Origin of the sequence: Comamonas sp. Z3 (assembly GCF_008121565.1) — a bacterium.
GTDB classification, from domain to species: Bacteria; Pseudomonadota; Gammaproteobacteria; order Burkholderiales; family Burkholderiaceae_C; genus Comamonas; species Comamonas brasiliensis.
Window position 1 is genome coordinate 422,237 of the sequence record NZ_VOQU01000005.1, and the last position, 23,492, is coordinate 445,728.

Here is a 23,492-nt window from a genome sequence, read left to right on the forward strand (position 1 = left end):
ATTACACCTTGGAAGATAGAACCATGAAAACAGCCCACATCCTTACCGCAGCCGTCGCGTTAGCAGCGTTCACAACAACTCATGCGCAGGACATGAAAATGCCGATGCAGCCTGCAGCCCGAGCCACTTCGGCCAGCATGCCCCTCGTTGATGGCGAGGTTCGCAAAATCGACGCTCAAAAGAACCTCATCGTATTGCGTCACGGAGATATTCCGAACCTGGCCATGCCTGCCATGACCATGGGATTTGAGGTAGCCGACAAAAAGATGCTCGACGGCCTGAAGGTCGGCGACAAGGTTAAATTCCAGGCCGAGGCTATCAAGGGCAAGGCGATGGTCACGGAACTGAAACCGAACCATTGATAGAAAAAGGGACTGCCATGTAAATCGCAGTCCCTTTGTTGTAAAGCCTCGTTTAAACCGCAAACCCTGATAGCTATGCATCAGGTCTGCTATCCGTCATTGCGCTATATTTTCCGGCTTCCGTTGAGCATTTCGGAAAAAGAAGGCCAGCACGAACAGAAGAACCAGGCCCTGCGCGACAAGCCCGATCACTGAAGGGAAAATGCCTAACACTTCCAAACGAGGTGCTGGCAAAGCACTGGGAGCAATCCATCCTGCTTCCTGCAACGCGGCAATTCCCTTCCCGGTTAACACCACCGCCAAAACTGCGACCAGCCAAGAACTTACAGAGAAGAATTTACCAATTGGCAGCTTGGCGCTGTATCGCAGCAGCAGAACCGTTATCAGCGCAAGACACAGCACGCCCACCCCAAGGCCTGCAAGGATTGCTCCATCATTTCCTTGGCCCCACATTGCGGCGAAGAACAAGATGGTCTCGAATACTTCACGGTACACGGCGACGAATGCCAGACCAAACATAAAGAAGGCCGAACGGCGATTCAGTGCAGCAGACATGCGCTCTCGCAGATACGCCTGCCACTGACCAGCGACGCTCTTTTGGTGCATCCAGATACCCACACTCAAAAGCACTGCCGCTGCAAACAGGCTGGAAAGCCCTTCGGTGACCTCACGATTGGCACCGCTGATCGAAACTGCATACGTCGCAATAGCCCAGGTGACGCCACCTGCAGCCAATGCTCCGAGCCAGCCAGCGTGTACATAAGGCAGAACATCAGGACGCTTTGCCTGGCGCAGGAAGGCGATCATTGCGACAACGACTAAAAGCGCTTCGAGGCCCTCACGAAGTAGGATAGTCAAGCTGCCGAAGAATGCCGCGGTCGCGTCAGTGCTAGATTCAGTGAGAACCTGATCCGCCGCATTAAATAGATCCTGAATACCGATAGCTGCCGTTTCAATCTCTTGAGCCGAAGCCTTCGACGCAATCAACGAGCGATACTGACCCATAGCCACTTCAATGCGGGTCTTCAGTGTTCCGTCTCTTGTTGCCAGAGCTTGTTCGAAGGGCTCGACTCCATCTAAATAGGAAGACAAAGCAAACTCGGCTGCCTCCTTTGGTTTGCCGTCCTTGATGGCTGCAACACTCTGATTCAGTCGTTCACGGGCAAGCGTCAGGCTCTTTACACGCGGAGCAGAAAGCGAATCCGGATGAGCCTGAAGAAAAGCTACAGTGGCCTTGGCCTGGTCCTCTCCCAGAGAGTCCGCCAACTCTGCCTCAGTTAGACGAACAAAATGATCCATGCCTGCGACCTCAGTCCGGATCTTCTCTGACTCCTTCCAAAGTAGCTGCCCTTGTTGGCGTTGGTGATCATCATGAGCGAAAGTTCCTAGGAACATCGCCACAGACCAACGGTCCTCCTCTGAAAGCTGTGCAAATGCGGGCATTGCTGTACCTGCGATTCCCTGACTCACCGCCTGGTAGAGCGCGAAAACACTGCGCTGACGGGCACGGTCATGGTCCGTGAACGCAATGGGTTTGGGGTCAAGCTGCTTGGCTAAAACTCCGTCCCCATTTCCTGATGCACCATGACAAGCAGCACAGTTGGCCGCATACACAGAAGCACCCAATTGGAGATTCGGAACTGAGGTCGGGGCCAGTGGGACTGGATATACGGCAATCACGTGATTGGCTAGGCCCTTTGCCAAGCTCCCCACAGTAGCAGGATCTGACTTGGTCGCAATTGCAGCCTGTAGAGCTTCGCTCTCTTTCAGTAGCGTCTGGCGCTCCGGCTTTTCCTCCAGAGAACTGATCTTGTTGCGAGCTGTCTGTGCAAACTCCTGCATTTCGTCATACTCAGATGGTGCGATCACCTTTCCATCTTGCACAGCACCGCCATAGTCCACCGCGAGATAGTCAAGTATCTGCCACACACGACGCACGTCAGCTTCAGAAGCACTGGCAACTGCAGCCCAACTCACTGCGAGAAGCAATAGGCAAGTTGCAAGAACCTTTCGTGCAACGTGAGAGGTGGCTGGGTATGCCACGTAAGTACGACTCATTTTTGTTCCTGAGCGAAAAGCAGGCCCGTCTTGCGGGCCGAAAAATTGCGTTGAGCAACGCTAGTTAAACGCGGGAGGCTTTAAGAAGGCGAAGGCCATTGAAAACCACCAACAAGCTAGCCCCCATATCTGCAAAGACAGCCATCCACATCGAGGCGTTGCCAAAGACTGCAGAAGCAAAGAATACGGCTTTGATACCAAGGGCAATGGTGATGTTTTGCCAAAGGATTGCATGGGTTCGTTTGGAAAGACGAATGGTTTCAGCCACCTTGCGCAGATCGTCGTTCATGATCAGAACATCGGCAGCTTCCTTAGCCGTATCTGTACCAGCGGCCCCCATGGAAAATCCAATCGAGGCAGCCGCGAGCGAAGGACTGTCGTTCACGCCATCGCCAACCATACCGACGACGTGACCTTCAGCCATCTGCGCGACCCAGGACTGTTTGTCCTGCGGCAACAGATTGGCACGCACTTCATTGATACCAACCTCTCGTCCGATCGCTGCTGCTGTGGCTTCGTTATCGCCGGTCAGCATGACCGTCTGTACACCCAAGGCCTTCAATTCAGCAATGGCTTGCCGACTGGATTCCTTGGTGGTATCAGCGACCGCAAATACTGCGAGTACTTCACTGTCATTGGCAAACAACGACAGTGTGCGACCTTGCAACTCTTGTTCTCGCAGGGCCGCTTCAAGTTCAGATGAACACTGACCGCGTTCGTGAATCCAGCGATGATTGCCCAGCACGTAATTCACGCCACCAATGCTCCCGTGAACTCCTTTGCCCAGTTCCGCAGCGAAGTTCTGAACCTCTATCGCATCATTTGCCAAACCGTTAACAACGGCCTTAGACACGGGATGGTCAGAGCGCTCCGCTAGGCTCTTAGCCCAGCTCAGAACATCGGCTTCGCTGCTGACAGTGGATAGCACTTTGCTAAACACAAGCTTGGGACGCCCCTCGGTAAGAGTTCCCGTCTTATCCAGTCCGAGCATAGACAGCTGACGAGCCTGTTCCAAGTACGCTCCTCCCTTGATGAGGATGCCTCGACGAGCAGCTGCGGCGAGTCCACTGACAACAGTTACTGGGGTGGAAATGACCAAGGCGCATGGGCAGGCGATTACCAGAAGGACCAGTGCCTTGTAGATTGCTGTCATCCACTCCCACCCCAAAAACAAGGGCGTTCCAAGAGCGACCGCTAGAGCCATTACGAAGACTGCTGGCGTGTAGACGGCTGCAAACTTATCCACGAACCGTTGTGTTGGGGCGCGTTGGCTCTGTGCCTCTTCTACCGCATGAATGATCCGCGCCAACACAGTGTCGCTTGCCGGTCTAGTGATACGAAATTCCAGCGAGCCACTTTGGTTGATAGTGCCAGCATAGACATCGTCGCCTGGACTTTTATCCACGGGAACGCTTTCCCCTGTGACAGGAGATTGATCTACCGCACTGTTGCCTGCAATGACACGTCCATCCAAAGCAAACCGTTCACCTGGTTTCACGCGCGCCAATGATCCAACTGGCACCAGTTTCGCGTCCAAGGCGCTCCAAGAGCCATCCGGCTGCTGAATCTCCGCCTGTGACGGCGACAATGCCAGCAAGCCGGCGATGGCGTTGCGCGCTCGATCTACTGACCGAGCCTCAATCAGTTCGGCCAACGAATACAGCGCCATGACCATCGCGGCCTCAGGCCATTGTCCGATGAGAAATGCGCCAATCACTGCGACGCTCATCAGCGCATTGATATTTAACTGCCACCGCAATAGCGCACCAAGCCCTTTCTTGAAAACAGAAAGTCCAGATAGTGCAATGGCCATCGCCGCGACGCCCATACCAAGCCCCTTCCACGGCAGGCTGTCGGGCGCAAAAAAGTGGACGCCTTCTGCGAGTATTGCAACTACCAATGCTGCGATCAGGCGATTCAATTCAGTGCGTTGAGCTTGAGCCGTTTGCTCTGCCGACAAGGGAGCACTAAGCACTTCAGACTTGAATCCAGCGTTCAACAGCTCCTGGATGATCGAGTCTTTGGCCGACTCAGGGGCGTCTACGGACAACATGCGTGCGGGTAGATTGAACTGCAGTCTCCGCACTCCCGAAATGCCTTCGAGTGCGCGACGGATCTGCCCTTCTTCTGTAGGGCAGTCCATCGCGGGTACTCTCAGAAGTAATCCGCCCTCGATTGCATCAACCTTTGCGGTTGAGACTGGGAGCGTAAGGGGTGTTTCACATGCCGAGCCTCCGCAGCTTGTGCCCTCACACGAGCTATTGGATACGCGTGCAACTAAGTCAGCTTGCAACTGAGAATTCGACGTTTCTGGCTCAGCTTCAAACCCTAGTCGATTGATCGCTTCGATCACCGAAGGCCAGGATGTCTGGGTGGCATCTACGAACAGCTTGCGCTGTGCCAAATCGAAACGCATTCCCGACACGCCGACAACCTGCTCCACTGCGGCTCGAATAGGTCGCTCCTCGTTAGGGCAGTCCATTGATGGAATGTGCAGTCGCAATTCCTTCGGACTCACATCAGCATTCGGCTGCGCAGCAATGGGAGACGTCACTTCACATGCAGCGCTACTGCAAGGGGAATCTCCACAGTGTGTGCTTCCAGTTGAGATATCCGTTTTGCAGGCATCTTGTTTGGACAGCGGGGCTAAGGGCTCGACCTGAAAGCCCAACCCTCTGATCGCCTCAATTACCACCGGCCAAGAAGCGCTAGAGGCATCCACAGACAGGGTGCGCTGAGCCAAATCAAAGCGCATCCCAGTGACACCAGCGATTCGCTCTACGGCGTTCCGAATTGGGCGTTCTTCGTTTGGGCAATCCATGGAAGGGATGCGCAAGCTCAGAAATGGCACTGCCTTTGCCTCTGGAACACTGGACTGCTCGATTGACTGGTCGTCGATACAACTTAATGAGCAACCGCCCGAGCAGGTAGCAGGCTCGTGTGAAGCGGTTGTCGAAGGTGTTAGGCATGTAGGAGTGGTACTCATGACATCATTAGAAAACCTGTACCTACTACAGAGTCAAGCCCAAAAACCTTAAAATTTCCAAGCATTCACTTTGCGAGCACTCGATGAAAATTGGCGAGCTTTCCGTCTCCTCGTCCACGCCGGTAGAAACAATTCGCTTTTATGAGCGAGAAGGATTGTTGCCTGCACCTGCTCGGACCCAAGGGAACTTTCGGATCTACGAATCTTCGCATCTGGAGCGACTTCAAATGATTCGCCATTGCCGCAGCCTAGACATGTCTCTCGCCGAGGTGCGTGTACTACTTCGGTTTCGAGACGACCCCGGTGCTGCTTGTGGTGATGTCAACGCCTTGCTGGATGCGCATATCAGCCAAGTCTATGAGCGAATTAAGGAGTTGCATCTTCTACAAAAGCAACTCCAAGATCTACGCAAACGCTGTGGTGAGGAGCGAACTGCTCAACATTGCGGAATCCTTGCCGGCCTAAATGAGCACCTTCAGATTCATCCCGTATGACTGTGATAGCAAAGGCTTGACGGACGTGGAGATCGGAGACGCTTGCGCCATACAGCTACACACAAGATTGCAACACTCCTACCGCCTAAGCGGTAGTTAGTGTGTTGCATCTACGACTGCTAATGGGCGGCTCTTTGGCAGATCATCGAATGACTGGTCATGGCCGAACTCAGTCGGTCACGACCAGCAGACTGGCCAGCAGCAACCGGCACAGGCGGTCAGTTCGACCGGAATACGCAGCATATCAAGGTAACGTACCTTCTGCGCATCTTTCCGTGATCGACGGACGGCCAAGGAAACTAGGACAGCAGGCCCGGCACCACCAATGAAAAAAGCCCAGTCACAAGAACTTGTGAGCTGGGCTTTTTGGGTGTGGCAATTACATGCCAGGACTCAGAGAGTCGTTAGTGACTTGCTTAAGCAATTGCTCGTGACGCAGGGTCACAAAGTCTGGGCATGTCAATGTAGCGATGTTGGCTTCAGCCTCGACGCCATCCCAACTATCGTTACACCAGGCACTGATGTCGAAGTCCGACGCAAGATCTGGGGAGTAGATGACATTGGTTTCGTTGTAGAAGAAAACGACCTCTGGTTTTCCGTTGAACTCCGCTTTCAGGATCACATAGGGGCTATGTTTCTCCTGAATGCCGGTCATCAAAGGCGCATCAGCGAGTAATGATGACGCGGCTGCTATCCACCCCTTAAAGGTGCGGAGATCGTGGCCAGCGATGGCAATGGCGACCTGTTCAGCAGTCAGTGCGTAGCTCTGACGATCCGCAGTTGTGCAAAGCGGCTGATTGTTAGTTGCGGTCATTTCCAACTCTCTAAACTGGAAAGGCGCGGCCCGACTGGGCGACAACGCCCGTCCGGGTTAAAAAATCGCTGGCCCTTGGCCAGCGCGAGGTTCAAATAGCTTGCGCTTTAGATGGCGATAACGGACGCAAAGCACACCTTCAGATACCCATCGGAATCCTGGTATCCAGGCCAGTCTTTACTGCAACTGCTCATATCACCTGGACGATAGTTGCAGTGGCCGCAAGATGCGCATAAGTCATCGTCAGCGATGCTTTTGACGCCAAATGACTGGACCTTGAGCAATGCACCGCTCGCCAAGGCATATGCCTCGTGAATAGGGATGCAGTTCTCGCCCTCCTCTGCTGTCACTTCACACGGCCCGAACACCTTTGCCCCGGAAAAGCCAGCCCAACTATCTCCAGCCCAAAAGCCCGTTTTATCTTGTACGAATTCGTGATCCGAGAAGACAACGAACAACTTGGATTCGAGCTGCAGAATTGGCGGCACAAAGCCCAGAATGCGGTTCAGAACCGATCCTATGCCTTCGCCAGGATGCTTTTGGAAAGCGCCCTTCAAGAGCCGCGCATGCATCGTGTCAAGACGCTTGAGCACATCCTGTTCATCGAGTACCGGCCATTCACCTTCTTGTGGCAAGACATCACAGAGCAGAGATGGCACATAGGCTTGATAGTCCTTGGATTGCAGCAAAGCATATGTGCCAAGATCTTCCTCGCTGTCAGTGAACCAAGCCCACACAGGGTTATCGGTTGGCAGCACGGACGGCATCTGTTGGCGAAAGCCCAGCTGTAGCAGTCGTCTGTCAGATTCCGTTTGCGTGTAAGGCTCGTGCTCGATGAAATCATTACTCCCATCGAACATTGCTTCGATAGCCAGGCGATCCATCATTTGGCGAGGGACTACTAAGCCATGCTCTGCAGTCACGGTGAGCAACCAGCCAGAGTCCTTCGACCCGAGCTCCACCAGTGAGGTGTAGTAAATGTCGCCTTCGGAATGAATATTGGCAAAGAATGAGCCTGTTGGGCGGTCGTAGCCGCATTCCAGAACCATTTCAATACCGTTCACGTTCGTTTGATTAATTAAGTGCTTGGACATGGGATTCCTTTCGTTGAAAGCAGAAAGGGGACCGTCCCCCCCAGGGGCATGACGGCGCCCCAAGGGTAAAAAGAGAGTTAGAAGAAGATTACCCAGTGAATACGGGACAAGTTACAGAACCCTGTCTTTCGCTGTGAGCGCTTTCTGGAGCATCGTGCGAAGATGATCCTGTTCCAGTACAACACGAGCCTTATATTTCTCTTTAGCAGATGGTTCCAAGGCATCGTTTGAAGCTAATGTCCAAATTAATGCAATCACCATTACCTGGTCCATCAACAATTCAATGCTCGGGTTTTTCTCTGTATGCACCATGGATTTGTAATTCCTTGGACGTTCAAAGGTGTTTTCGAGGCTCATATTCATCTCCAGTAGATAAGGAAGATGGACACTTGCCCCAGGGCATCTAGTGCCCATCAGGGATTTATAGGTTGACACCCAACTTGCTCATTGCCGCAGACGCCGAAGCCTGCACATTTGCTTTTCGGTATGCCAGGTACGCATCAATGTCTTTGGTACCCACGTACACGGACTTTTGATTGCTCATCAACTCAGAATGGACCCTGCGACAAGCGGAGGCGTAAACAAATGAATAGGCTACTGCCCGCATCCGTTCCTTCACGCTTTGTTTCTCATGAAAGGTCAGATATAGCGACAGGATAAATTCATTGGCTGGTACGTTGAGATACCGCTTATTCAAATGAAACCAATCACCAACGCAACTGCGCGTTTTGAAGTTGTCAGCCTCAAGCAATAACTCAAGCTCTAGCTGAAACTCCACTTCATCGCCATGCCAGCGTGCTTGCGCAAACGCATCGCATTCTTCATTCTGATCGGCAAGAACCGTCTTATCGTAGAACTCCTTATAGCTCTTAGCCCAATTTTCTAGCGGAACCAGCGACTCGGCGAGATCGCGCATCATTGTTGAGGCATCCTTCAATTGCTTCAATTGAGTTGGATTGAGGTTCTCGAAATTACTTTGAGCTTTCACCAATGAGGTGGCGGTTCGCTTCGCATGGGCAATCTGATGTTTGATCTTCGCAACGCCTCGGAGCTGAATTTCAAAGTACCAACGTTCAATGAGCTCCATATCCAATGACGCGCCACGCCTTGAAGCCTTCAATGGATGCAATTCGAGATAGCGTTCAAGGACTGATTTCTTATTCATATGGCCTCCAAATATTCGAACAAAGAAAAACCCACTACCCGACGAATTTCGGGTAATGGGTTGGTTAGAGCCTCTGCTTAGTTATCTGTGCCAGTTGCCTTGCGAGACAACGGGAGCATGATGACATTGGCAGAAGGAGCCGGTGGCTTAGGCGATTTATGGGACTTTTGCAGCTTGTACTCATTGAGAGCCACACGGGTCCAACGAGCAAAGCAAACGCTAAGCGACCAAAGGGCACGAAGCAACTCCAAACACTTTCGCTTGATTCGCGCAGTAGCCTGACCCACGTCATGAGCCTTTGCATATCGAATCTGCGAGCGCTTGACCGTCTCTTCCGCCATCAGATAGGCACCTAGGAACTGAAGTTTCAGATCCGGGTACATATCCAACGTGTTGAGAAATATGCGTGCTACGACAGGGTCGTTGACGCGAGAGATCATCTTCACCAGCAGCTGGCGATCCACGTCAAAAGGCGAGGATGCCGGCTCCTTGGCAGAACGTTGAGATTGATGCATGTGTTGCTCCTAGATGTTGGGCAACACGGTCCCCGACGGGATTGTGTTATCCCGTGGGGTTGAAGAATGTCCTCGCCAGCGTGAGCTGATGCGCATCTCTCAAGGACTCAGATGCTACAAAGCTCCGAAGAGCCAATGTGCGTCGATTTTAGCGCCGAAACTGAGTGCAACGCAATCCTTGCTTCCAGCAAAGCAACCATCATCTCTTAAAATGCCTCATAATATGTTCTGTCATTTTAATGGAGCATATTGATGTCTAACTCTGCGGTGTCGTACAAGGATCTGCTGGCCCAACGCGCAACACTCGAAGCCCAGATTGAAGCAGCACGTAAAAGCGAAATCGGCACAGCCGTGCAACAGATTAAGGGTTTGATCGCGACATATGGATTGACCCAAGACGATATATTCCCCCAAGCGAAAGCAAAAGCAACTCGCGGCTCTGTTGACCCCAAGTATCGTGACCCTGAGACTGGTCAAACTTGGACAGGCCGTGGCAAGCCTCCTGTCTGGATCAAAGATAAGGATCGCTCGCAATTCGAAATCAAATGATTGCAGCAGGTTTGATATTAGATGGCCACTAAGTGGCCATTTTTTATGAGCACTTAAAATAGATCAGGCATATTCAAGTGCCCGCACTTCCTCGCGAGCTTCATCTGGCACAGTTTCTACAGCCGCTCGTTGTTGGACAGGCAATGCTTTCTTGGCTGCCTCCACCACTTCTATTTCTGTGGTGTGCTTGTTCTCCTGCAGCTGCAGCACGCCCTCATCGATAGTGCCCTGGATGATGGGCACCAGGACCAGCACATCGCGGATCTGACCCAAGCGGTAGGCCCGGTCCTCTGCCTGGCGCATCAAGGCTGGCGTCCACGGCATGGAGGCAAATGCCACGATGTTGGCAGCCGTCAGCGTGATGCCCACGCCCGCAGCCATGGTGGTGCCAATGAATACCTTGATGCTTGCGTCCCTCTGGAACGCATCTACCGCAGCCTGCCGACGCTTCAAGCTATCCGAGCCGACCAGCGAGACACAGCCTACGCCAAGGCTGGCCAGGGCCTGTTTAAGGGCCTCCACGGTGCTCATGTACTCGCAGAAGATGATGAGCTTGCCGTCCTCTCCCATTGCCTGCACGGTTTCGACCAGGTACGGAACCTTCAGACCTTCAAGGCATTTACGCAGGCGAACGATCTTGGGCATGGCCTGCAGGGTCATGTCGCCATAGATCTCCTTGTAGACATCGAGCCCCTCTGGCGACAGAGGCACAAACTGCCTCGCCTTGTCACCCAGATCCTTGAGCACGTCCTTGCTGCGACGGATCATCCAGCCCTGGATCGCTGCAGCCAGTGCTGCTCGCTTCTCAGGGCTACCCGCGTAGCTCTTGCGGAACTCAGCCAGCGTGAGACTACCGAGGCGATGGCCCGTGATGCGCAGCAGTGTATGCATCTCAATCTCGCGATTGAGCAACGGCGTGCCGGTGACGACAAAGCATCGCTCTATCCGTGCTGCCAGCAGGAACACATTGCGCGTGCGGCCGCTCTTGTATTCCTTCAGGTAGTGGGCTTCATCCACGGCCATCACCGCGAACTCCAGCTCACTCTCGCGCACTAGGCCGCCCATGCGTTCGTAGTTGCCGATCACCCAGTCACAGCCAGCCAGCGTCGAAATCCGGTCCTCACCGATCATCCCGACGCGAGCGTCTGGGTAGACCATCTTGATCTCTCGCTCCCAGTTCAAACGTAGGGATGCAGGGCATACGATCAGGACCCGGCCGCTGCCAGCAGCCATCCGGGATGCCACGACCGTCTGGCGGCTTTTGCCCAGGCCCATGTCATCGCCCATGCAGGCGCCCGATTGGCGCAGCATATGTGCGACGCCTTCGGCCTGGTAGTCGCGCAGCACGCCACAGGCGACCAGGCTGGCCAGGGCCACCCGGTCATACGGCATGTCATCGACGTGGCCATGCTCAGTCGATAGGAAACCGGTGCCCTCTTCTTCACCAGGCCCGCCGCCCCCGCCCAGCGGTGGCGATGCAGCGGGCACGCTGATAGGCGAGCCTTCGTTGCCACTTGTGGTCAACTCTTCGATGACCACCGGCTGCTCATGGACGAATACGAACTCCGACGACACGCCGGCAATGCTGGCCAGCCGCTCCATGATGAGCTCAGGATCGGCTCTGACTTGCCACGCTGACGCATGCTTGTGGAAGTAGCCGCCCAACGAGCGCATCGCCTTCACGCATAGCGGGTCGTAGGTAAAGCTAACCGCCCATGAACCGCGTGCTAGGTCTCCCTTCACCAGCGGGAAGATCTGAACATCGAGCAACTGCGAGAAGTAGTCGGGATCAGGAGCTGCGACAGCGGCGCGCAGTTGCACATCGAGCTGCTCCATATCCACGAAGTGCCCAGCAAACGCATGCTTAATCACATCGTCGGCATAACTGGAGTCGGTAGTTTGAAGCAGCCACATGCGCCGAGCTCCACTCCACCAAGCATCGTAGTTTGCAAGTGGACGGCTCACACCTGGAACTGCCAGGAGCTGCAGGCCGAGCCTGCGTCCATCCGAGACGGCTTTGATAAGGAGATCCGGCGGGCGGATCGTGACGGGCCTAGGCAACATCAAAGCCCCTCGCGAACAACTCTTGTTGCTGGTGACTCATAACCCCAACCTTCGGCCATCCATAGCGCCCATGTGAGCGTTGAATCAGAAACCTGCAGCCCCGATATAAGCGGATCAAAATCGCTGGAACACTTCAAGATAAAAGTGTCGTAGGACTTCCCGATCAGAGCGATATTTTTATTGAACACATCCTGGCAAGTATTGGCCCATGCCACAGGATCGAAATTCGTATCGACTGGATCGGGAACAACGAGCCCCAAAAATTGATATTTTTCTTGCACCATATTCTCCTGTGGACTCAATTGGCGACTGAGCATGCGCCACAGGAAAACCGATATTTATTCTGTCATCTGGTAGCTGAAGTTATGACGGACAAGCCATAACCGCACCACCGCATCAACGCGACTATCAAAGTCGCCAATCAACATAGAGTCCGACTGCGACGATTCATCGTATGTGACCGTGAGACGCGTGTGCCAGGTACCATCAAACTGGAGCTTGCAATATCCCACGCATACATCCTTGCCATTGGAATCTCGCACGACTAAGAATGCGGGTGCATTTTCTTCATTCACCTTTTGCGATGGCGCAACCACCATGGTGAATCGACCATCGACAAGCAATGTGATGTCGTCCGAGGCCTGTTGATCGGGATGTAAAGTCAAGATGTGCTCCTTGGTTAAAAACGGTCTTTAAGCAGGCTGGCCTGCGTGGTAGGGTTCCTGCACTTCGCCTGAGGAGCCATCCGACTGCTCCGTGGACGAGCGGCGTGAAGCCTCGAACTCAATGGTCTTCACACGCGACAGCAGAAGTGCGACATCCTGGGCCTCGATCTTGAACACCATCACTTGACCGCCAGTAGCCTCATCGCGCGCCATGTACTCAAGCTCTTCCCCCATCACTAGCACTCTGGCTCCCTTGCGCAGGAGCCGCGCGGCATCGCGAGCCTTCGCTCCGTAGATTTCCACCTCGCGCCAAAAACCGCCAACCTCTTCGATTCCGCCCTCCTCGGTGCGGCCGTATCGGCTGAACCGAACACGCATACTGGCGACATCAAACTCGCCGTTAGGCCCACCCTTGAGCGTCCTGAGACTAGGAGAACTACCCAGGTTTCCCTTGCCGATAAACAATTGCGACATATCCAATTTCCTTGCAGTGCTGATTGAATGCCCGAGCTGCTGCACCAGGTCAGCCCAGGCACGGACTTAGAGGGTCGAAATCGGGGAGCGTGGATAAAGAAAGACAGGAGCCTTGTCCACGCTCACGCGAATACGCTTGATATCGCCACGCGTCTGCTGGTGCTCCTCATTCAAGGCCACAGCGCGTTGGGACGCTGCCATGCACCATTGACGGAGTTCACTGGGCAGGCCTGACGCAAGCTCCTCCACCTCTTCAAAGCTCAAATGGCGGTTAGAGCCCATGCGTTGGCGCCAGCGCAGAAAGACATAGCCCGTTGTGCTTTTCTGGTGCACGACCAGATAGAAGCTCAGTCCTGGAACAGATTTCGACTTCTCGGACAAATCGCGCATCTGTTTCAGGATTGCGTCGATGCCGTCAAGTTTCTGGCGCAATCTGGACAGGGTGCCCCTACCCGTAAGGGCCTTTACGTCAGCTCGATCTTGACAGTCCTGATCCGCCAGGGCTTGACGACCCCACAGCACGTTGTTGACGACTCGGCCACGACCGGTGTGCTGCGAAGCCCCTTTTATTTCCAGATCCCTTTTCACACCAATCCCTTTCAATATCAGTTCCAAACGACTGCGCGCGGTCTTAATCAGCGGTGGCTGTAGCTTCTGGGCCAGTAGAAGCGGATGCATCGGAGCCATGCTCTTGCGCCTGCTGCAATTGGTCGCCAACTTGCTGCAGCAACGCACGTTCGGCTTCGCTGATGTTGATGAGCCGGCGCGAATGCGAAGGCTTCACTTCGGCCTTGTAAATCTGGGCTGGCACTGCACCAAACGTGCTCACCACAAACTGAATGCGCTTCGCAGCTTCCGGGTCTGCACTGAACCAGTCAGAACGGCTCAGCTCACGAATCTCTGGACGGCCAAGCCATTTGTCGAATCGGGCAGTGCCGTAGAACACGCCAAGGATGGCGCGGCTCATTGCGCTCAGCACAGCACGCGCCTGCTCATCACTCAGCAAGTTCTTGCGCTGCAGCGTTTTCTGGATACGAACAAAGTAGTCGTAGTCCACGATCAACATGGAGATCGCATAGCCGTAAGGGCTGCGGAATCCGAGGTTCAGGGTCATAGGGCGAGCGGACTGAACGATGCTCAGGCTCAGGCCGCGCTTGCGCTGGCTCTCCAGCAGCTCCTCGGCTTTAGCGATTTGGGTGCGCAACGACTCTTGAACTTGCGAGATGCCGTACTCATGGCGTACCAGTGCCCAATCTGCATATGGGTTGTCACGGCTCGTCAGTACCCAAAGGTTCCGCAGAGAGGAAGCAACGCGCTTGCCGCCAATGATCGCGTTCAAGCGCTTTTCAGGCTCCCCAGATCGCCCCTGAAAAAGTCGGTGGGCCTCGATGGTGTGAATCGTCATCTGGTCCACGCCTTCGTTCGTCAGCGGCCCGAGATCATCAATGCCTTGTGCTTCGGAGTTCGTCACCACCGCGTCCGCACCACGACGATCCCGTCGCTCCGCTTGCATCTTCTGGAATTGCTCTTTGCGATCTTCCAGCTCTACATAGCGATCAAACAAAGGATCGTCTTCAGACGCGCCAGCCTGGATGAATGCCGCCAAAGCAGCTTCTTCACCAGCAATTGAGTAGCCGTCACGAAATGGCGAATTCGGGTCGGTGACGAATTTAATGCCTGGTGCACCTGCACCCAATACACCGGCCAGCATTACTGGCTGAAAGCCGGGGTCTGTTTTGATTCGATCAGTAGCCAAGGTCTTCTCCTTAAATTAAATACTTCGTCTATCCAGCGTCCGGGACTTCTCCCGACTTCCCGCCCTCGTCGGCACTGGCGTTCTCTATTGCCACTTGCGCAGCTTCTTTAGCGATGTCTTCATTCCAACCGTCGATAAATGGAAAGTGCTTCTTACTAACTGATGGCAGCCGCTCGGCAATGGGCTGTCTTAGCAAATCGAGTACCGCATCGCGATTCACGGTCACCAGCGTTTTCGTGTTCTTCTGCACGCGGACATTAATAAATCCGGTCTCTTGCAACCGCTGGAGAGTTCGTTTTACGGTGGGTAATGGAATGGTTCGGCACAGTTCGACTTCAGTGATCGACCCAGACGTAATGGCGATCTCTCCAATATCCCCCCGCTCTTTGAGTAAGACCCAAAGAACCGCAGCATCCGTGTAGCTTCTGAATTGCTGAACGAGCTGAATAAATAGATCGTTCCCTGATTTCTGATAGCTCATATTGCTTCTCTTGAAAATTGCTGTGGCTCATTTCGAGCTACATGGCACTAAGTGCCGCGTGGTTCATTTCGAGCCACATGGCACTAAGTGCCGTGTGGTTCATTTCGAGCTACTTGGCACTGAGTGCCATATGGCCCATCTCGGGTTATTCGGAAGTCAGCTCATTTCTTCGCCATTCCGACCTTCGCTGCCCGCTCATTGCGAAGAGCAAGCAACTTGGCACGCGCCGCTTCTTTGCCCAAAGGCCCATTGCCTTCGACCGCCACTCGCACTGGATTGGCGACGGCGTTGGCCGATCCTTCGTGAAAAGCTTTCAGCGATGCTTCTTTCTGGGCCTGTTGAGCATCGGCCTGTTTGGCTAACTCAATGCGCTCTGCAGCGATGACGGGGGCATACGCCCAGATGCATTCGCCGTCTCTATATTTCTTCACCACACTGTTTAGCCAGGCCACTGGCGACTTCACTTTATGAAATCGCCGGTTCGCACCTTCCATCTCGTCCAACGCTTGCTGTTGTTGCTCAAGGGGAAACTTGGCCAGCACCTTGGAGAGGGACGCGTGCAGTGACTTCTCAATCCAGGTGGGGAAGATGAGGCCAGAGGCAAGTCCGGCGTTCAGCTTGTCCGAACTCGAAGACTTACCACCCTCACCTGCCTGAACGTCAGCCGTGCTGCTGGTGTTCACCGGCGAAGTAGTAGTGGATTGAATAGAAGTCCTTTGAATATTGATTGCGGGAAACGGCAGATCAAGCCTGCAGGTTTCGTCCAAAGAGTCAGGCTCTTGTTTGCAGGAAACGGCAAACGATTCCTTCGCTCCACCCTCGCTACCCTTATCGCTAAAGCTCTTCGCTAACTCCTTGCTGGCATTGGAGATTTGCTCCGACTTGGCGGGCTGCTCACTGATCGAAGAAGTAGCTCCAGCTTGTCGGATTTCGACAGGTTTGTGAGGCACCAGATCGTCGTTCAAAAAAGACAGCAAGAGATCGCGCGGGCGGGGAGCAGGAGGGGTCGCGGACAGTCCAAGCGTCGCTTGCGAGAACGCGAATGAAAGGCCGGACAGGTCCAGCGTCTGGTTCGTGGCTGGAGCGCTATTTGACGGTGCAGCCTTCGTTGACGCCGCAGGAGTAGCCTTGTCCGCGTCAGCCTTGCGAGGCAAAGGCTTGATGCTTTGCCCACGCAGGCACAGCAGAATGGCGTCGAAGTTAATGCGGACCAACGCTCCGCCGATGCCGACCTCGTTAATGAATCCAGCCTTCTTCAGCCGCTCCCGAGCATTGCGCTGGACCTTCGGACCGAGCACAAGCGCTGTTGAGATTTCATCCTGGCTGACCGGGATAGCGCCATCGGTGAGCTGGCCTAGCTTCAGACACTCCCGGTGCCGCTGCAGCAGATAGGCCAAGTACAGCCCGCCTGCGATGCTTCCAGCCACATCAGCCAGGGGCTTGTAGTAGACCTTGCAGCCCTTGAACCAGCTACTTGCCAAGTCCCACGTAAGTTTCTGCCCCTTGCCGCGCATGGCCAGTGCCTTGGCGAGTGCAGGTACGTTCAGGCGGTAGTTCAGCACCGCAGGACGCCCAACGAGCATCTCTTCGAGAACGCCCTCGCCCATCAGCAGCTCGCGCACACTGGCTTGCTCGGTGCGGGTCAGCCCAATGGCCGACTTCCACTGCTGCAAGGACATAAAGAACCAGCCACCGCGCTCGGGATGGTTGCGGAGACTGTGGCGCGTCCAGTAGAGCGCCATGCCCACGAAGATGGCGGCTTTGTGGCCGAATTTTTCAGCCAGCACCGGATGAAATGGAACGAAACCTCGATCGTCCAGGTGCAGAAAAATTTGCTCGGCACCCTGGTGGATCGGCGCATCCTCCGGCAGTTCATAACGAACTGTTGGAATAGCTGCGAGTGAAAGAGAGCCGCGCACTGACAAGCTCCATCAGTGCGCAGCTGCGGCTACGGAGGTTGTCGCTGCACTTCGCATTGCGCTGGCCAAGGGCATGGCTTGTTGCTGCAAAAGCTCAAGCAAGCGTCGCTTCGAGATCCGATAGGTAATGATGCGGCCCTGACCAGCATGCTCATGCAGGATGCCCAAGTCCACGAGTGTCTTGCGGCAGGTTTGCTGCTGTGCCCTCGTTATGCCGGTGTCCTTCGTGCAGCATGACGATGACATAAGGATTTCGAAAAAGTCCTCCGACTCACTGCGACGTTCCCGCTCCATCGCATAGGTAAGCCAGAGTGCGCTCAAGACGTTACCGGTGAGATCCACGAAAGCGCGGTTGATGGTGATGGGCTCTTGGCCGATGAGTTCCAGAAACAGTGCGGACTTCAGAAATTCACTATCACTATTCGACAGCTGGGCGGGTAAGTTCTTGGTGTTCTTCATGTTCAAGCTTTATCGATAATGGTTGTAAATAGAACGTCCTACGGCTGATTTATTTGCCCACCGGGAAGGCATTTCTCCTGGGAAGAGCCAGGCTATCCTCGTCTTCAAACTCTTTGAGCGTTGAATAAAGCGAGTCGATGGTGTACTCCGCAAAACGAGAATGGAGCTCGAAAATCCAATCACGTAGAGATTTCCCAGGCGCCGATTGGCTGGTAATTTCGGCCCAAGCTTGATGAATCTGATCCCGAACATCAAACTTCTTGGGTAATTTGGCCCTACCGCCGGTGACGCTTCCACCAACCAATTCACGCATCCTACGAATATCGTCTGCGGAGCGCTTAAAAAGCCGGGTAATCAGTGCACGCGATGCGCCATTACGCACAAAATATTCGCAAAGTGCATCGTCTTGCCGTTGTCGGTCCAGGCCTTCCAGTTGCTGCCGGAGTTCGCCAGGAGAAAATACGAGTTTAACCCTCGTTAACTTAGTAGAAATATCCAGAATATCGCGAGTCTTGCGATGCCGAAGTTGGTCAATCAGTTCGGCATCGCAACCCATCTGCAATAACTGATCTATTCCAACCTCGGTTTCGATAGCACGAATTACCTCCGTCAGCAGCAGAAAATTTAACTGCGGATTCGTGTGAATATCGACGGGAACAATATGATCTGTCATTGCTTAACTAACGTGTTTATTCCGTAAATAACGGTTTATAGGCTTCGCGGCTATCCTCTTGCACGGCGATATTAAATTCAGCGAGTGTTTGCATCAGTGCAGACAAGCATCTAGCAACCGCCGCATTGCCGAAGAGATACCCATAATGGTCAGAAGTGACATAAAGCTGCCCATTCTTCCCGCACAGAATTGCTCTATCTGTGCACTCCTGACGGAACGTATCAACGCCAGCCTGAATAGCCTTTACCCAGCGGCTTTCTGGGTCGCATTTCGAGAGTAGGTTTGCGTTGCACTGCCCGGTTTGCGTTGCAAGAAATGGCCAGAGATACACACGCAGAGTTTCGAGTTCTTCGGAGAGCTTTTGATCGCCCAAATACGACATACGTTCTGGAATATCCACCAAGAACCCGTATGGCAATGCCGGCATTGGCTTCACGAAGTCCGACAACGGTACGACAGCATTCAGATCCACAAGATTCTGCGATAGCCGTGCGGAAAACGCTGCCAGCTTGTCTGCTGGGCCAGCACCCGCCCCTTGCCGATCGGCCTTTGTGGTGGCTCTTTTACTGCTAGGCGATGCAGCCGCCGACACGCCGCCAAGCATTCCCGACAGTGGCGCCTGCTTGGCTTGCTGTTGCACCTTCTTGTTCTCGCTCTCTATCGAGCGCATGTCCTCAACAGAAAGCTTCGGGTCCTGGAGATAGGACTGGACGACTGACTCGATATGGTCGGCGGCAATACCAAAGTGCTTCGAGGATACAGACTGGATCTGGGTGAGCAGCGATTGAACATCCAACTTGACCTCTGTCCGGCTTGCAGGATCGGCCTCGGAGTTCGCTTGCTCCATGGCCTCAAGATCGGTCGCGTGCATCAAGAAGATTTCCTCGATGGAGTTTTTGACCTCATCACGCTTATCAAACTTAGATGCCATTTCGTGAAGTGCTGAAACGGTAGGACGAATATTTATATTCACGTCAGACGTTTGAAGCCAATTACCAATCAACGCGAGATTTTCGACAGCGAAGATGAAGTTTTGAACCATCCTCACGCCATAGCTCAATCCAACCTCTTTAAGTGCTTTATTAAGTTCGGTGGCGGAGAATGATTTAGCAGTCTCCTTCTCAATTTCACGCTTGTAATTCATTACGCCCTGAGCTCGCTCCCAGAACGAAATATCACTTCGATTGTCGTTTTCGCTCAAGTGCGCGGCAATGACAGCAGCCTCGCCAGGCCACTTTCGAGTAACGACATGGATGCGCCGCAGTTTCTCGACGCCTTCATTCACCAGCTCTTTTGCGATCTCCACACGAGTATTTCCGCCACCATATGGAAAATACTTCTCCGTGGGGTTTCGACGCGTAACCGAGAACATGTTGGTGATGCCATCGACCTTCATACTCGCTTTGATTTCCGCCCGCTGGGAATTAGCTTTCTTGCGAGGATTCAGCGAATATTCATCAATATCAAAAACATCCAAGACGATGATGGAGCCATCAATCTCATCCATCGGATCAAAACTGGTAGTTGATCTTTCAGAGTCTCGATGAAGAGCTGCTTTAGCCGCCTCAAGACGTGCTTGATTTGGAGTGAGCTTTGGTTTATCTGGTGCAGTCATAGCTGACGTCCCTTGCTTATTTCCAGGGGACGTAGTTAGGTTTAGCGAGGCTGCCCGTTCGCGAGCAGTCATGGTTTCAGGTGTACGCATGCTTTCCTCCTAAAATTAATTGGAGGGTGCGTTCAGATCGAGATATTGGGGGTGGTTAGATGCGTACATCTCCGACACGCTGGGCACAATTTCCCAAAGAAGGGAATGAAGCGTGTTGGACGCTTTCACTGGATCAACCCAATGCACTGGAACTCCGGCACTGGCCGCTTTTTTCCAAGCCGTTGCATCGGGAACATCGGTATCCAGCATCGTGATTTTTCCGCTCAGCTCAATAAAGCTTTCGCGAATCATTGCGGACATTTCCTTGCTATCGCTAGTCTTCTGGCTTTTATTGAGAAATGCCTTCATCTGAGGCATCTTCAAGCCCATGCTAGACACGCTATCGTGGCGTTCAATGAGTGCCTTCACATTTGCGATGAACTCGCGAGCAGAGATCATGTCTGGCGTTGCAGGCACAAGAAGCAGATCAGCAGCAACCACTGCAGCATCTTGCAGATGACCCACAGCACCTTGGGTATCAATAATCACCACGTCATATGCGCTAGCGATTGCAGGGTGCTTCAAGGGATTCTTGAAGCTGAACTGCATGCTCACTGGATTGCGATTGGCCATCCAGACCTGCAAAGACGAGTCCTTGGCGTCAGAGCGAACGATATGCAGGCAACCGCCCTCGCTCTTAGGTGCCTTCTCAAGCTTGCCTTGATAGGAAGTCGGTGGCAGTTGGCAATGCGAGATGCAGTCCGGGGTCAGTGCACCAGACTGCACCAACTGCGTGAGCCCAAAAGGTGCCGCATAGCGCAGCTGGTAATAGCGTGAGAGCGACGGCTGAATATCGCCGTCGATCAGCAGCGTCCTAAAGCCGATGTCGTGCAGCAGGCCGCCCAGATTCGCAGCTGTAGTTGTCTTGCCGACTCCGCCCTTAGAAGCCAGCACAGTGATGATGAACATTGAAAGTCCTCGTTGAATGGTTGTTGATCCATTCAACGGGAGCTGAAGTTCGCTCGCGCATTGGTAGGCCATTGCGACCAGAACTCAGGTCGCAATGGCCCTAAGAAGCCACCCTTGATCGATGGTTATTTCGTAACCTTTTGTTGAATATCAGGCAAAAAGCCTTGACTTTCAGCTTAAAAAAGTGTCAGAAAATATACATCGTATGATGTATTATTGAAAGCTACGAAAGCCCAAGTTACTTCATACAAATGAACGACAATCCAGCCTGCTCGCCAACTGGCAGCTCATCACCGTTCCGCTCAGTGCATTTTTTGCGCAGCCCAAGTGCCGTCAAGACACTGGGCAGGCATACGGGTTGCGTCTTTATAAGCTTCGCGACCTCATCATCTGAGTGAGATGGAGCTCCTCATAGCATCTTTCGTCGTACCAACAGGAGAAAGCTGATGATTGTTGAAATTGCAGACTTCAAGGTGGAGCCAGCCAAGCACAAGGATTTTGGAAGCGCCATTCGTCAGGCCGCAGACTCCGTGCTGAGTAAGGCCACTGGCTATCTTGGCCACACAGTCCTTGCCTGCATCGAGACCGAGGGCCGCTATGTGCTGACCGTACACTGGGAAACTCTTGACGACCACACGATTGGATTCCGCCAGTCCGCCGCTTTTGCCGAGTGGCGCGCCATCATCGGGCCTTATTTTGTGGAGCCACCGCATGTAGAGCACTTCACCGTCGAAGACAGCCGGGCTGCCAAGTAACGGAGATGGCTCAGATTTTCCACACCTGAGCCTTAACAGCCGCGGATCTCCATGCATGGAGCAACTGGTGCTCAAACACCAGTTACCTTCATCCGCCCTTCTCTATTCGAAGATTGCCGAGCTTCTGGCTTTCTCGATGATGAGTTCCGCATCACGCTGGAGCAAAAGCCGCTTCGGATTTCCACTGGACTCCCTGCATTGCAGGGAACTGATCCGGGCTTGACCCTTATTCAGGCGTGATGCCTGCCGCCTTGATGACCTGTCCCCACTTGGTGGTTTCTGCGGCCTGGAACTGTGCCAGTTCCGAGGCAGAGGTGGTCCAGGCTTCGGAGCCGGACATATTGAAGAAGGACTTGGCCGCAGCGCTGTTCACCGCCTTGGTCAACAGCTGATTGAGTTTGGCCGCGACAGGTGCTGGTGTATTGGCAGGCGTGTAGGCTGCGAACCAGTAGCCCATGTCATAGCCTTTGACACCGGCCTCCGCGATGGTCGGAACATCAGGCAACTGTGCGCTGCGCTTTTGTGTGGAGTAACCCAGCGGGCGCAGCTTGCCGGCCTTGATTTGAGGAACGCCCGTCGAGACGTCGGTAATCATCAGGTTTATTTGCCCCCCGAGGAGATCCGTGAGGGCGAGCGGATTGCTCTTGTAGGGAACGTGAAGGATGTCGACGCCAGCGAGTTGCTTCAGCATTTCGCCAGCGACACGGCTTGAAGAGCTGCCGCTGCCAAAACTCAGCTTGCCGGGATTGGCTTTGGCGTAGCCCAGCAGATCGCCTACGGACTGATAGGGCGAAGTCGCAGGAACGACCAGGACCTGTCCACCTTTGCCCAGACCTGTGATAGGGGTGAAGTCCTTGACAGGGTCGTACGACAGCTTTTTGTACAAGTGCTCGTTGGCAGCGTGCGTCGTATTGGTCGTGATGAGCACGGTGTAGCCATCAGGTGCGGCCTTGGCCACCGCTTGAGCCGCAATCATGCCACTGGCACCGCCTTTGTTTTCCACCACGACCGGCTGCTTGGTCTGCTCGGAAACGGCTTGTCCCAAGGCACGCGCAAGCTGGTCTGTGGCACTGCCGGCGGCAAACGGAACGACAAAGGTAATAGGCTTGTTTGGAAATTCGCCCTGTGCAAAGGCCAAGGGGCTGAGCGCCAGGCTTGCACCGCATGCAAGAACAGTGCGTCGTGTCAGAAATTTCATGCTTTGTCTCCTAGTGGTTGTTGTAGAAAATTCAGGCGCTCGGACCGATGAGCAGTGGCTCGAGATGGCATGGAACCACGACGGGCATTTCAAGCACCCTGAAGCACAGCGTTTTTCCATGGCTGTCCAGGTTCAGCGAGTCGTTGACCCCCCCATCCAGCACGTTGTCGAGCACCAGATTCATGGCGTGGAGCTTGGGTAGCAGGTATCGCCGGACATGGCTTGGCTTGCGGTCCGCAAACAGGTGCATCACGACTTGTTCGGTGACTTGTTCGCACACCAAGTCCCACAAATCCGGATGCCATGCAATGACGCTGATATTGGAGCGGTTACCTTTGTCTCCCGTGCGTCCATGCGCAACCAGGTAAAGGGGAACGGTAAGGGTTGAGTTCATGGC

The 23,492-nt window shown here is 53.9% G+C and carries 26 protein-coding genes; 5 read left to right on the forward strand and 21 right to left on the reverse strand.

From position 1 onward, the window contains the following. Window positions 1-23 precede the first annotated feature (23 nt). On the forward strand, window positions 24-362 hold the full coding sequence (locus FSY59_RS17290) for a copper-binding protein (protein WP_019042264.1): 339 nt from the start codon (window positions 24-26) through the stop codon (window positions 360-362). A gap of 96 nt (window positions 363-458) precedes the next feature. Here FSY59_RS17290 and FSY59_RS17295 read toward each other — a convergent pair whose 3' ends face one another. Both FSY59_RS17295 and FSY59_RS17300 read right to left on the reverse strand, forming a co-directional pair. Next, window positions 459-2,420 (reverse strand): cytochrome c/FTR1 family iron permease, encoded by a 1,962-nt coding sequence (locus FSY59_RS17295; protein WP_080571243.1) that lies wholly within the window; start codon window positions 2,418-2,420, stop codon window positions 459-461. 64 nt (window positions 2,421-2,484) lie between these two features. Beyond that, complete coding sequence (locus tag FSY59_RS17300) at window positions 2,485-5,175, reverse strand: heavy metal translocating P-type ATPase (RefSeq protein WP_326998620.1); 2,691 nt, start codon at window positions 5,173-5,175, stop codon at window positions 2,485-2,487. 314 nt (window positions 5,176-5,489) lie between these two features. Between FSY59_RS17300 and cadR the strand changes: the two genes are divergently transcribed. Beyond that, on the forward strand, window positions 5,490-5,900 hold the full coding sequence (gene cadR, locus FSY59_RS17305) for a Cd(II)/Pb(II)-responsive transcriptional regulator (protein ID WP_019042261.1): 411 nt from the start codon (window positions 5,490-5,492) through the stop codon (window positions 5,898-5,900). A gap of 379 nt (window positions 5,901-6,279) precedes the next feature. Here the strand turns inward: cadR and FSY59_RS17310 are convergent, their stop codons facing one another. The 5 genes from FSY59_RS17310 to FSY59_RS17330 all read right to left on the reverse strand — a co-directional run bounded on the left by FSY59_RS17310 (window position 6,280) and on the right by FSY59_RS17330 (window position 9,488). After that, entirely contained in the window at window positions 6,280-6,714 is a 435-nt protein-coding gene (locus FSY59_RS17310; RefSeq protein ID WP_019042258.1) for a hypothetical protein, read from the reverse strand. A gap of 107 nt (window positions 6,715-6,821) precedes the next feature. Next, the gene (locus FSY59_RS17315; RefSeq protein ID WP_019042257.1) at window positions 6,822-7,808 is read right to left on the reverse strand and encodes a hypothetical protein; all 987 of its coding nucleotides are present in this window, start codon (window positions 7,806-7,808) and stop codon (window positions 6,822-6,824) included. A 111-nt stretch (window positions 7,809-7,919) separates the two neighbouring features. Then, complete coding sequence (locus FSY59_RS17320; RefSeq protein ID WP_029158329.1) at window positions 7,920-8,165, reverse strand: hypothetical protein; 246 nt, start codon at window positions 8,163-8,165, stop codon at window positions 7,920-7,922. A gap of 64 nt (window positions 8,166-8,229) precedes the next feature. After that, window positions 8,230-8,973, reverse strand: a complete 744-nt coding sequence (locus FSY59_RS17325) for a hypothetical protein (RefSeq protein WP_029158328.1) — start codon at window positions 8,971-8,973, stop codon at window positions 8,230-8,232. Window positions 8,974-9,050: 77 nt separating this feature from the next. Then, the gene (locus FSY59_RS17330) at window positions 9,051-9,488 is read right to left on the reverse strand and encodes a hypothetical protein (RefSeq protein ID WP_148729387.1); all 438 of its coding nucleotides are present in this window, start codon (window positions 9,486-9,488) and stop codon (window positions 9,051-9,053) included. Between the two features lie 252 nt (window positions 9,489-9,740). Between FSY59_RS17330 and FSY59_RS17335 the strand changes: the two genes are divergently transcribed. After that, window positions 9,741-10,037, forward strand: coding sequence for an H-NS family nucleoid-associated regulatory protein (locus FSY59_RS17335; RefSeq protein WP_003065080.1), 297 nt, complete (start codon window positions 9,741-9,743; stop codon window positions 10,035-10,037). Window positions 10,038-10,100: 63 nt separating this feature from the next. Here FSY59_RS17335 and FSY59_RS17340 read toward each other — a convergent pair whose 3' ends face one another. The 12 genes from FSY59_RS17340 to FSY59_RS17395 form a co-directional block, all read right to left on the reverse strand. Continuing rightward, window positions 10,101-11,951: a DEAD/DEAH box helicase gene (locus FSY59_RS17340; RefSeq protein WP_019042253.1), complete on the reverse strand. Its 1,851-nt coding sequence runs from the start codon at window positions 11,949-11,951 to the stop codon at window positions 10,101-10,103. Window positions 11,952-12,100: 149 nt separating this feature from the next. After that, the gene (locus FSY59_RS17345) at window positions 12,101-12,385 is read right to left on the reverse strand and encodes a hypothetical protein (RefSeq protein ID WP_003065071.1); all 285 of its coding nucleotides are present in this window, start codon (window positions 12,383-12,385) and stop codon (window positions 12,101-12,103) included. 54 nt (window positions 12,386-12,439) lie between these two features. Next, window positions 12,440-12,766 (reverse strand): hypothetical protein, encoded by a 327-nt coding sequence (locus tag FSY59_RS17350; RefSeq protein ID WP_003054957.1) that lies wholly within the window; start codon window positions 12,764-12,766, stop codon window positions 12,440-12,442. A gap of 27 nt (window positions 12,767-12,793) precedes the next feature. Next, window positions 12,794-13,240 carry a single-stranded DNA-binding protein gene (locus tag FSY59_RS17355; protein WP_003054955.1) on the reverse strand — a complete coding sequence of 149 codons (447 nt, stop codon included), beginning with the start codon at window positions 13,238-13,240 and terminating at the stop codon, window positions 12,794-12,796. 66 nt (window positions 13,241-13,306) lie between these two features. After that, window positions 13,307-13,927, reverse strand: coding sequence for a hypothetical protein (locus FSY59_RS17360; RefSeq protein ID WP_230630078.1), 621 nt, complete (start codon window positions 13,925-13,927; stop codon window positions 13,307-13,309). Further along, window positions 13,872-14,996 (reverse strand): PFL_4669 family integrating conjugative element protein, encoded by a 1,125-nt coding sequence (locus FSY59_RS17365; protein WP_043005126.1) that lies wholly within the window; start codon window positions 14,994-14,996, stop codon window positions 13,872-13,874. Before FSY59_RS17365 ends, FSY59_RS17360 begins: the two co-directional genes overlap by 56 nt. Before the next feature lie 28 nt (window positions 14,997-15,024). Then, window positions 15,025-15,477, reverse strand: coding sequence for a hypothetical protein (locus tag FSY59_RS17370; RefSeq protein WP_003054949.1), 453 nt, complete (start codon window positions 15,475-15,477; stop codon window positions 15,025-15,027). 161 nt (window positions 15,478-15,638) lie between these two features. Next, window positions 15,639-17,396 carry a hypothetical protein gene (locus FSY59_RS17375; RefSeq protein ID WP_003054947.1) on the reverse strand — a complete coding sequence of 586 codons (1,758 nt, stop codon included), beginning with the start codon at window positions 17,394-17,396 and terminating at the stop codon, window positions 15,639-15,641. A 12-nt stretch (window positions 17,397-17,408) separates the two neighbouring features. Beyond that, the gene (locus FSY59_RS17380) at window positions 17,409-17,855 is read right to left on the reverse strand and encodes a hypothetical protein (RefSeq protein WP_043005125.1); all 447 of its coding nucleotides are present in this window, start codon (window positions 17,853-17,855) and stop codon (window positions 17,409-17,411) included. Window positions 17,856-17,904: 49 nt separating this feature from the next. Further along, entirely contained in the window at window positions 17,905-18,528 is a 624-nt protein-coding gene (locus FSY59_RS17385) for an STY4526/YPO1902 family pathogenicity island replication protein (RefSeq protein WP_003054944.1), read from the reverse strand. Between the two features lie 16 nt (window positions 18,529-18,544). Next, complete coding sequence (locus FSY59_RS17390; protein ID WP_230630075.1) at window positions 18,545-20,233, reverse strand: hypothetical protein; 1,689 nt, start codon at window positions 20,231-20,233, stop codon at window positions 18,545-18,547. Window positions 20,234-20,248: 15 nt separating this feature from the next. Then, complete coding sequence (locus FSY59_RS17395) at window positions 20,249-21,142, reverse strand: ParA family protein (protein WP_003054942.1); 894 nt, start codon at window positions 21,140-21,142, stop codon at window positions 20,249-20,251. Between the two features lie 446 nt (window positions 21,143-21,588). On the opposite strand from FSY59_RS17395, the gene FSY59_RS17400 reads away from it, so the two are divergent. Together FSY59_RS17400 and FSY59_RS27405 are read left to right on the forward strand one after the other, a co-directional pair. Continuing rightward, window positions 21,589-21,897 (forward strand): antibiotic biosynthesis monooxygenase, encoded by a 309-nt coding sequence (locus FSY59_RS17400; RefSeq protein ID WP_003054941.1) that lies wholly within the window; start codon window positions 21,589-21,591, stop codon window positions 21,895-21,897. 55 nt (window positions 21,898-21,952) lie between these two features. Continuing rightward, the gene (locus FSY59_RS27405; RefSeq protein WP_019042243.1) at window positions 21,953-22,120 is read left to right on the forward strand and encodes a hypothetical protein; all 168 of its coding nucleotides are present in this window, start codon (window positions 21,953-21,955) and stop codon (window positions 22,118-22,120) included. Between the two features lie 3 nt (window positions 22,121-22,123). On the opposite strand, the gene FSY59_RS17405 is transcribed toward FSY59_RS27405, so the two are convergent. Together FSY59_RS17405 and FSY59_RS17410 are read right to left on the reverse strand one after the other, a co-directional pair. Further along, window positions 22,124-23,095, reverse strand: a complete 972-nt coding sequence (locus FSY59_RS17405; protein WP_003054940.1) for a tripartite tricarboxylate transporter substrate binding protein — start codon at window positions 23,093-23,095, stop codon at window positions 22,124-22,126. Between the two features lie 31 nt (window positions 23,096-23,126). Further along, complete coding sequence (locus FSY59_RS17410) at window positions 23,127-23,489, reverse strand: hypothetical protein (RefSeq protein ID WP_148729388.1); 363 nt, start codon at window positions 23,487-23,489, stop codon at window positions 23,127-23,129. Window positions 23,490-23,492: the final 3 nt, after the last annotated feature.

Coding starts and splice junctions, on each gene's coding strand:
- FSY59_RS17290 (WP_019042264.1), top strand. CDS start 24: ATGAAAACAGCCCACATCCTTACCGCAGCCGTCGCGTTAGCAGCGTTC.
- FSY59_RS17295 (WP_080571243.1), bottom strand. CDS start 2,420: ATGAGTCGTACTTACGTGGCATACCCAGCCACCTCTCACGTTGCACGA.
- FSY59_RS17300 (WP_326998620.1), bottom strand. CDS start 5,175: ATGCGCTTTGATTTGGCTCAGCGCACCCTGTCTGTGGATGCCTCTAGC.
- cadR (WP_019042261.1), top strand. CDS start 5,490: ATGAAAATTGGCGAGCTTTCCGTCTCCTCGTCCACGCCGGTAGAAACA.
- FSY59_RS17310 (WP_019042258.1), bottom strand. CDS start 6,714: ATGACCGCAACTAACAATCAGCCGCTTTGCACAACTGCGGATCGTCAG.
- FSY59_RS17315 (WP_019042257.1), bottom strand. CDS start 7,808: ATGTCCAAGCACTTAATTAATCAAACGAACGTGAACGGTATTGAAATG.
- FSY59_RS17320 (WP_029158329.1), bottom strand. CDS start 8,165: ATGAGCCTCGAAAACACCTTTGAACGTCCAAGGAATTACAAATCCATG.
- FSY59_RS17325 (WP_029158328.1), bottom strand. CDS start 8,973: ATGAATAAGAAATCAGTCCTTGAACGCTATCTCGAATTGCATCCATTG.
- FSY59_RS17330 (WP_148729387.1), bottom strand. CDS start 9,488: ATGCATCAATCTCAACGTTCTGCCAAGGAGCCGGCATCCTCGCCTTTT.
- FSY59_RS17335 (WP_003065080.1), top strand. CDS start 9,741: ATGTCTAACTCTGCGGTGTCGTACAAGGATCTGCTGGCCCAACGCGCA.
- FSY59_RS17340 (WP_019042253.1), bottom strand. CDS start 11,951: ATGTGGCTGCTTCAAACTACCGACTCCAGTTATGCCGACGATGTGATT.
- FSY59_RS17345 (WP_003065071.1), bottom strand. CDS start 12,385: ATGGTGCAAGAAAAATATCAATTTTTGGGGCTCGTTGTTCCCGATCCA.
- FSY59_RS17355 (WP_003054955.1), bottom strand. CDS start 13,240: ATGTCGCAATTGTTTATCGGCAAGGGAAACCTGGGTAGTTCTCCTAGT.
- FSY59_RS17360 (WP_230630078.1), bottom strand. CDS start 13,927: ATGGCTCCGATGCATCCGCTTCTACTGGCCCAGAAGCTACAGCCACCG.
- FSY59_RS17370 (WP_003054949.1), bottom strand. CDS start 15,477: ATGAGCTATCAGAAATCAGGGAACGATCTATTTATTCAGCTCGTTCAG.
- FSY59_RS17380 (WP_043005125.1), bottom strand. CDS start 17,855: ATGAAGAACACCAAGAACTTACCCGCCCAGCTGTCGAATAGTGATAGT.
- FSY59_RS17385 (WP_003054944.1), bottom strand. CDS start 18,528: ATGACAGATCATATTGTTCCCGTCGATATTCACACGAATCCGCAGTTA.
- FSY59_RS17390 (WP_230630075.1), bottom strand. CDS start 20,233: ATGCGTACACCTGAAACCATGACTGCTCGCGAACGGGCAGCCTCGCTA.
- FSY59_RS17395 (WP_003054942.1), bottom strand. CDS start 21,142: ATGTTCATCATCACTGTGCTGGCTTCTAAGGGCGGAGTCGGCAAGACA.
- FSY59_RS17400 (WP_003054941.1), top strand. CDS start 21,589: ATGATTGTTGAAATTGCAGACTTCAAGGTGGAGCCAGCCAAGCACAAG.
- FSY59_RS27405 (WP_019042243.1), top strand. CDS start 21,953: ATGGAGCAACTGGTGCTCAAACACCAGTTACCTTCATCCGCCCTTCTC.
- FSY59_RS17405 (WP_003054940.1), bottom strand. CDS start 23,095: ATGAAATTTCTGACACGACGCACTGTTCTTGCATGCGGTGCAAGCCTG.
- FSY59_RS17410 (WP_148729388.1), bottom strand. CDS start 23,489: ATGAACTCAACCCTTACCGTTCCCCTTTACCTGGTTGCGCATGGACGC.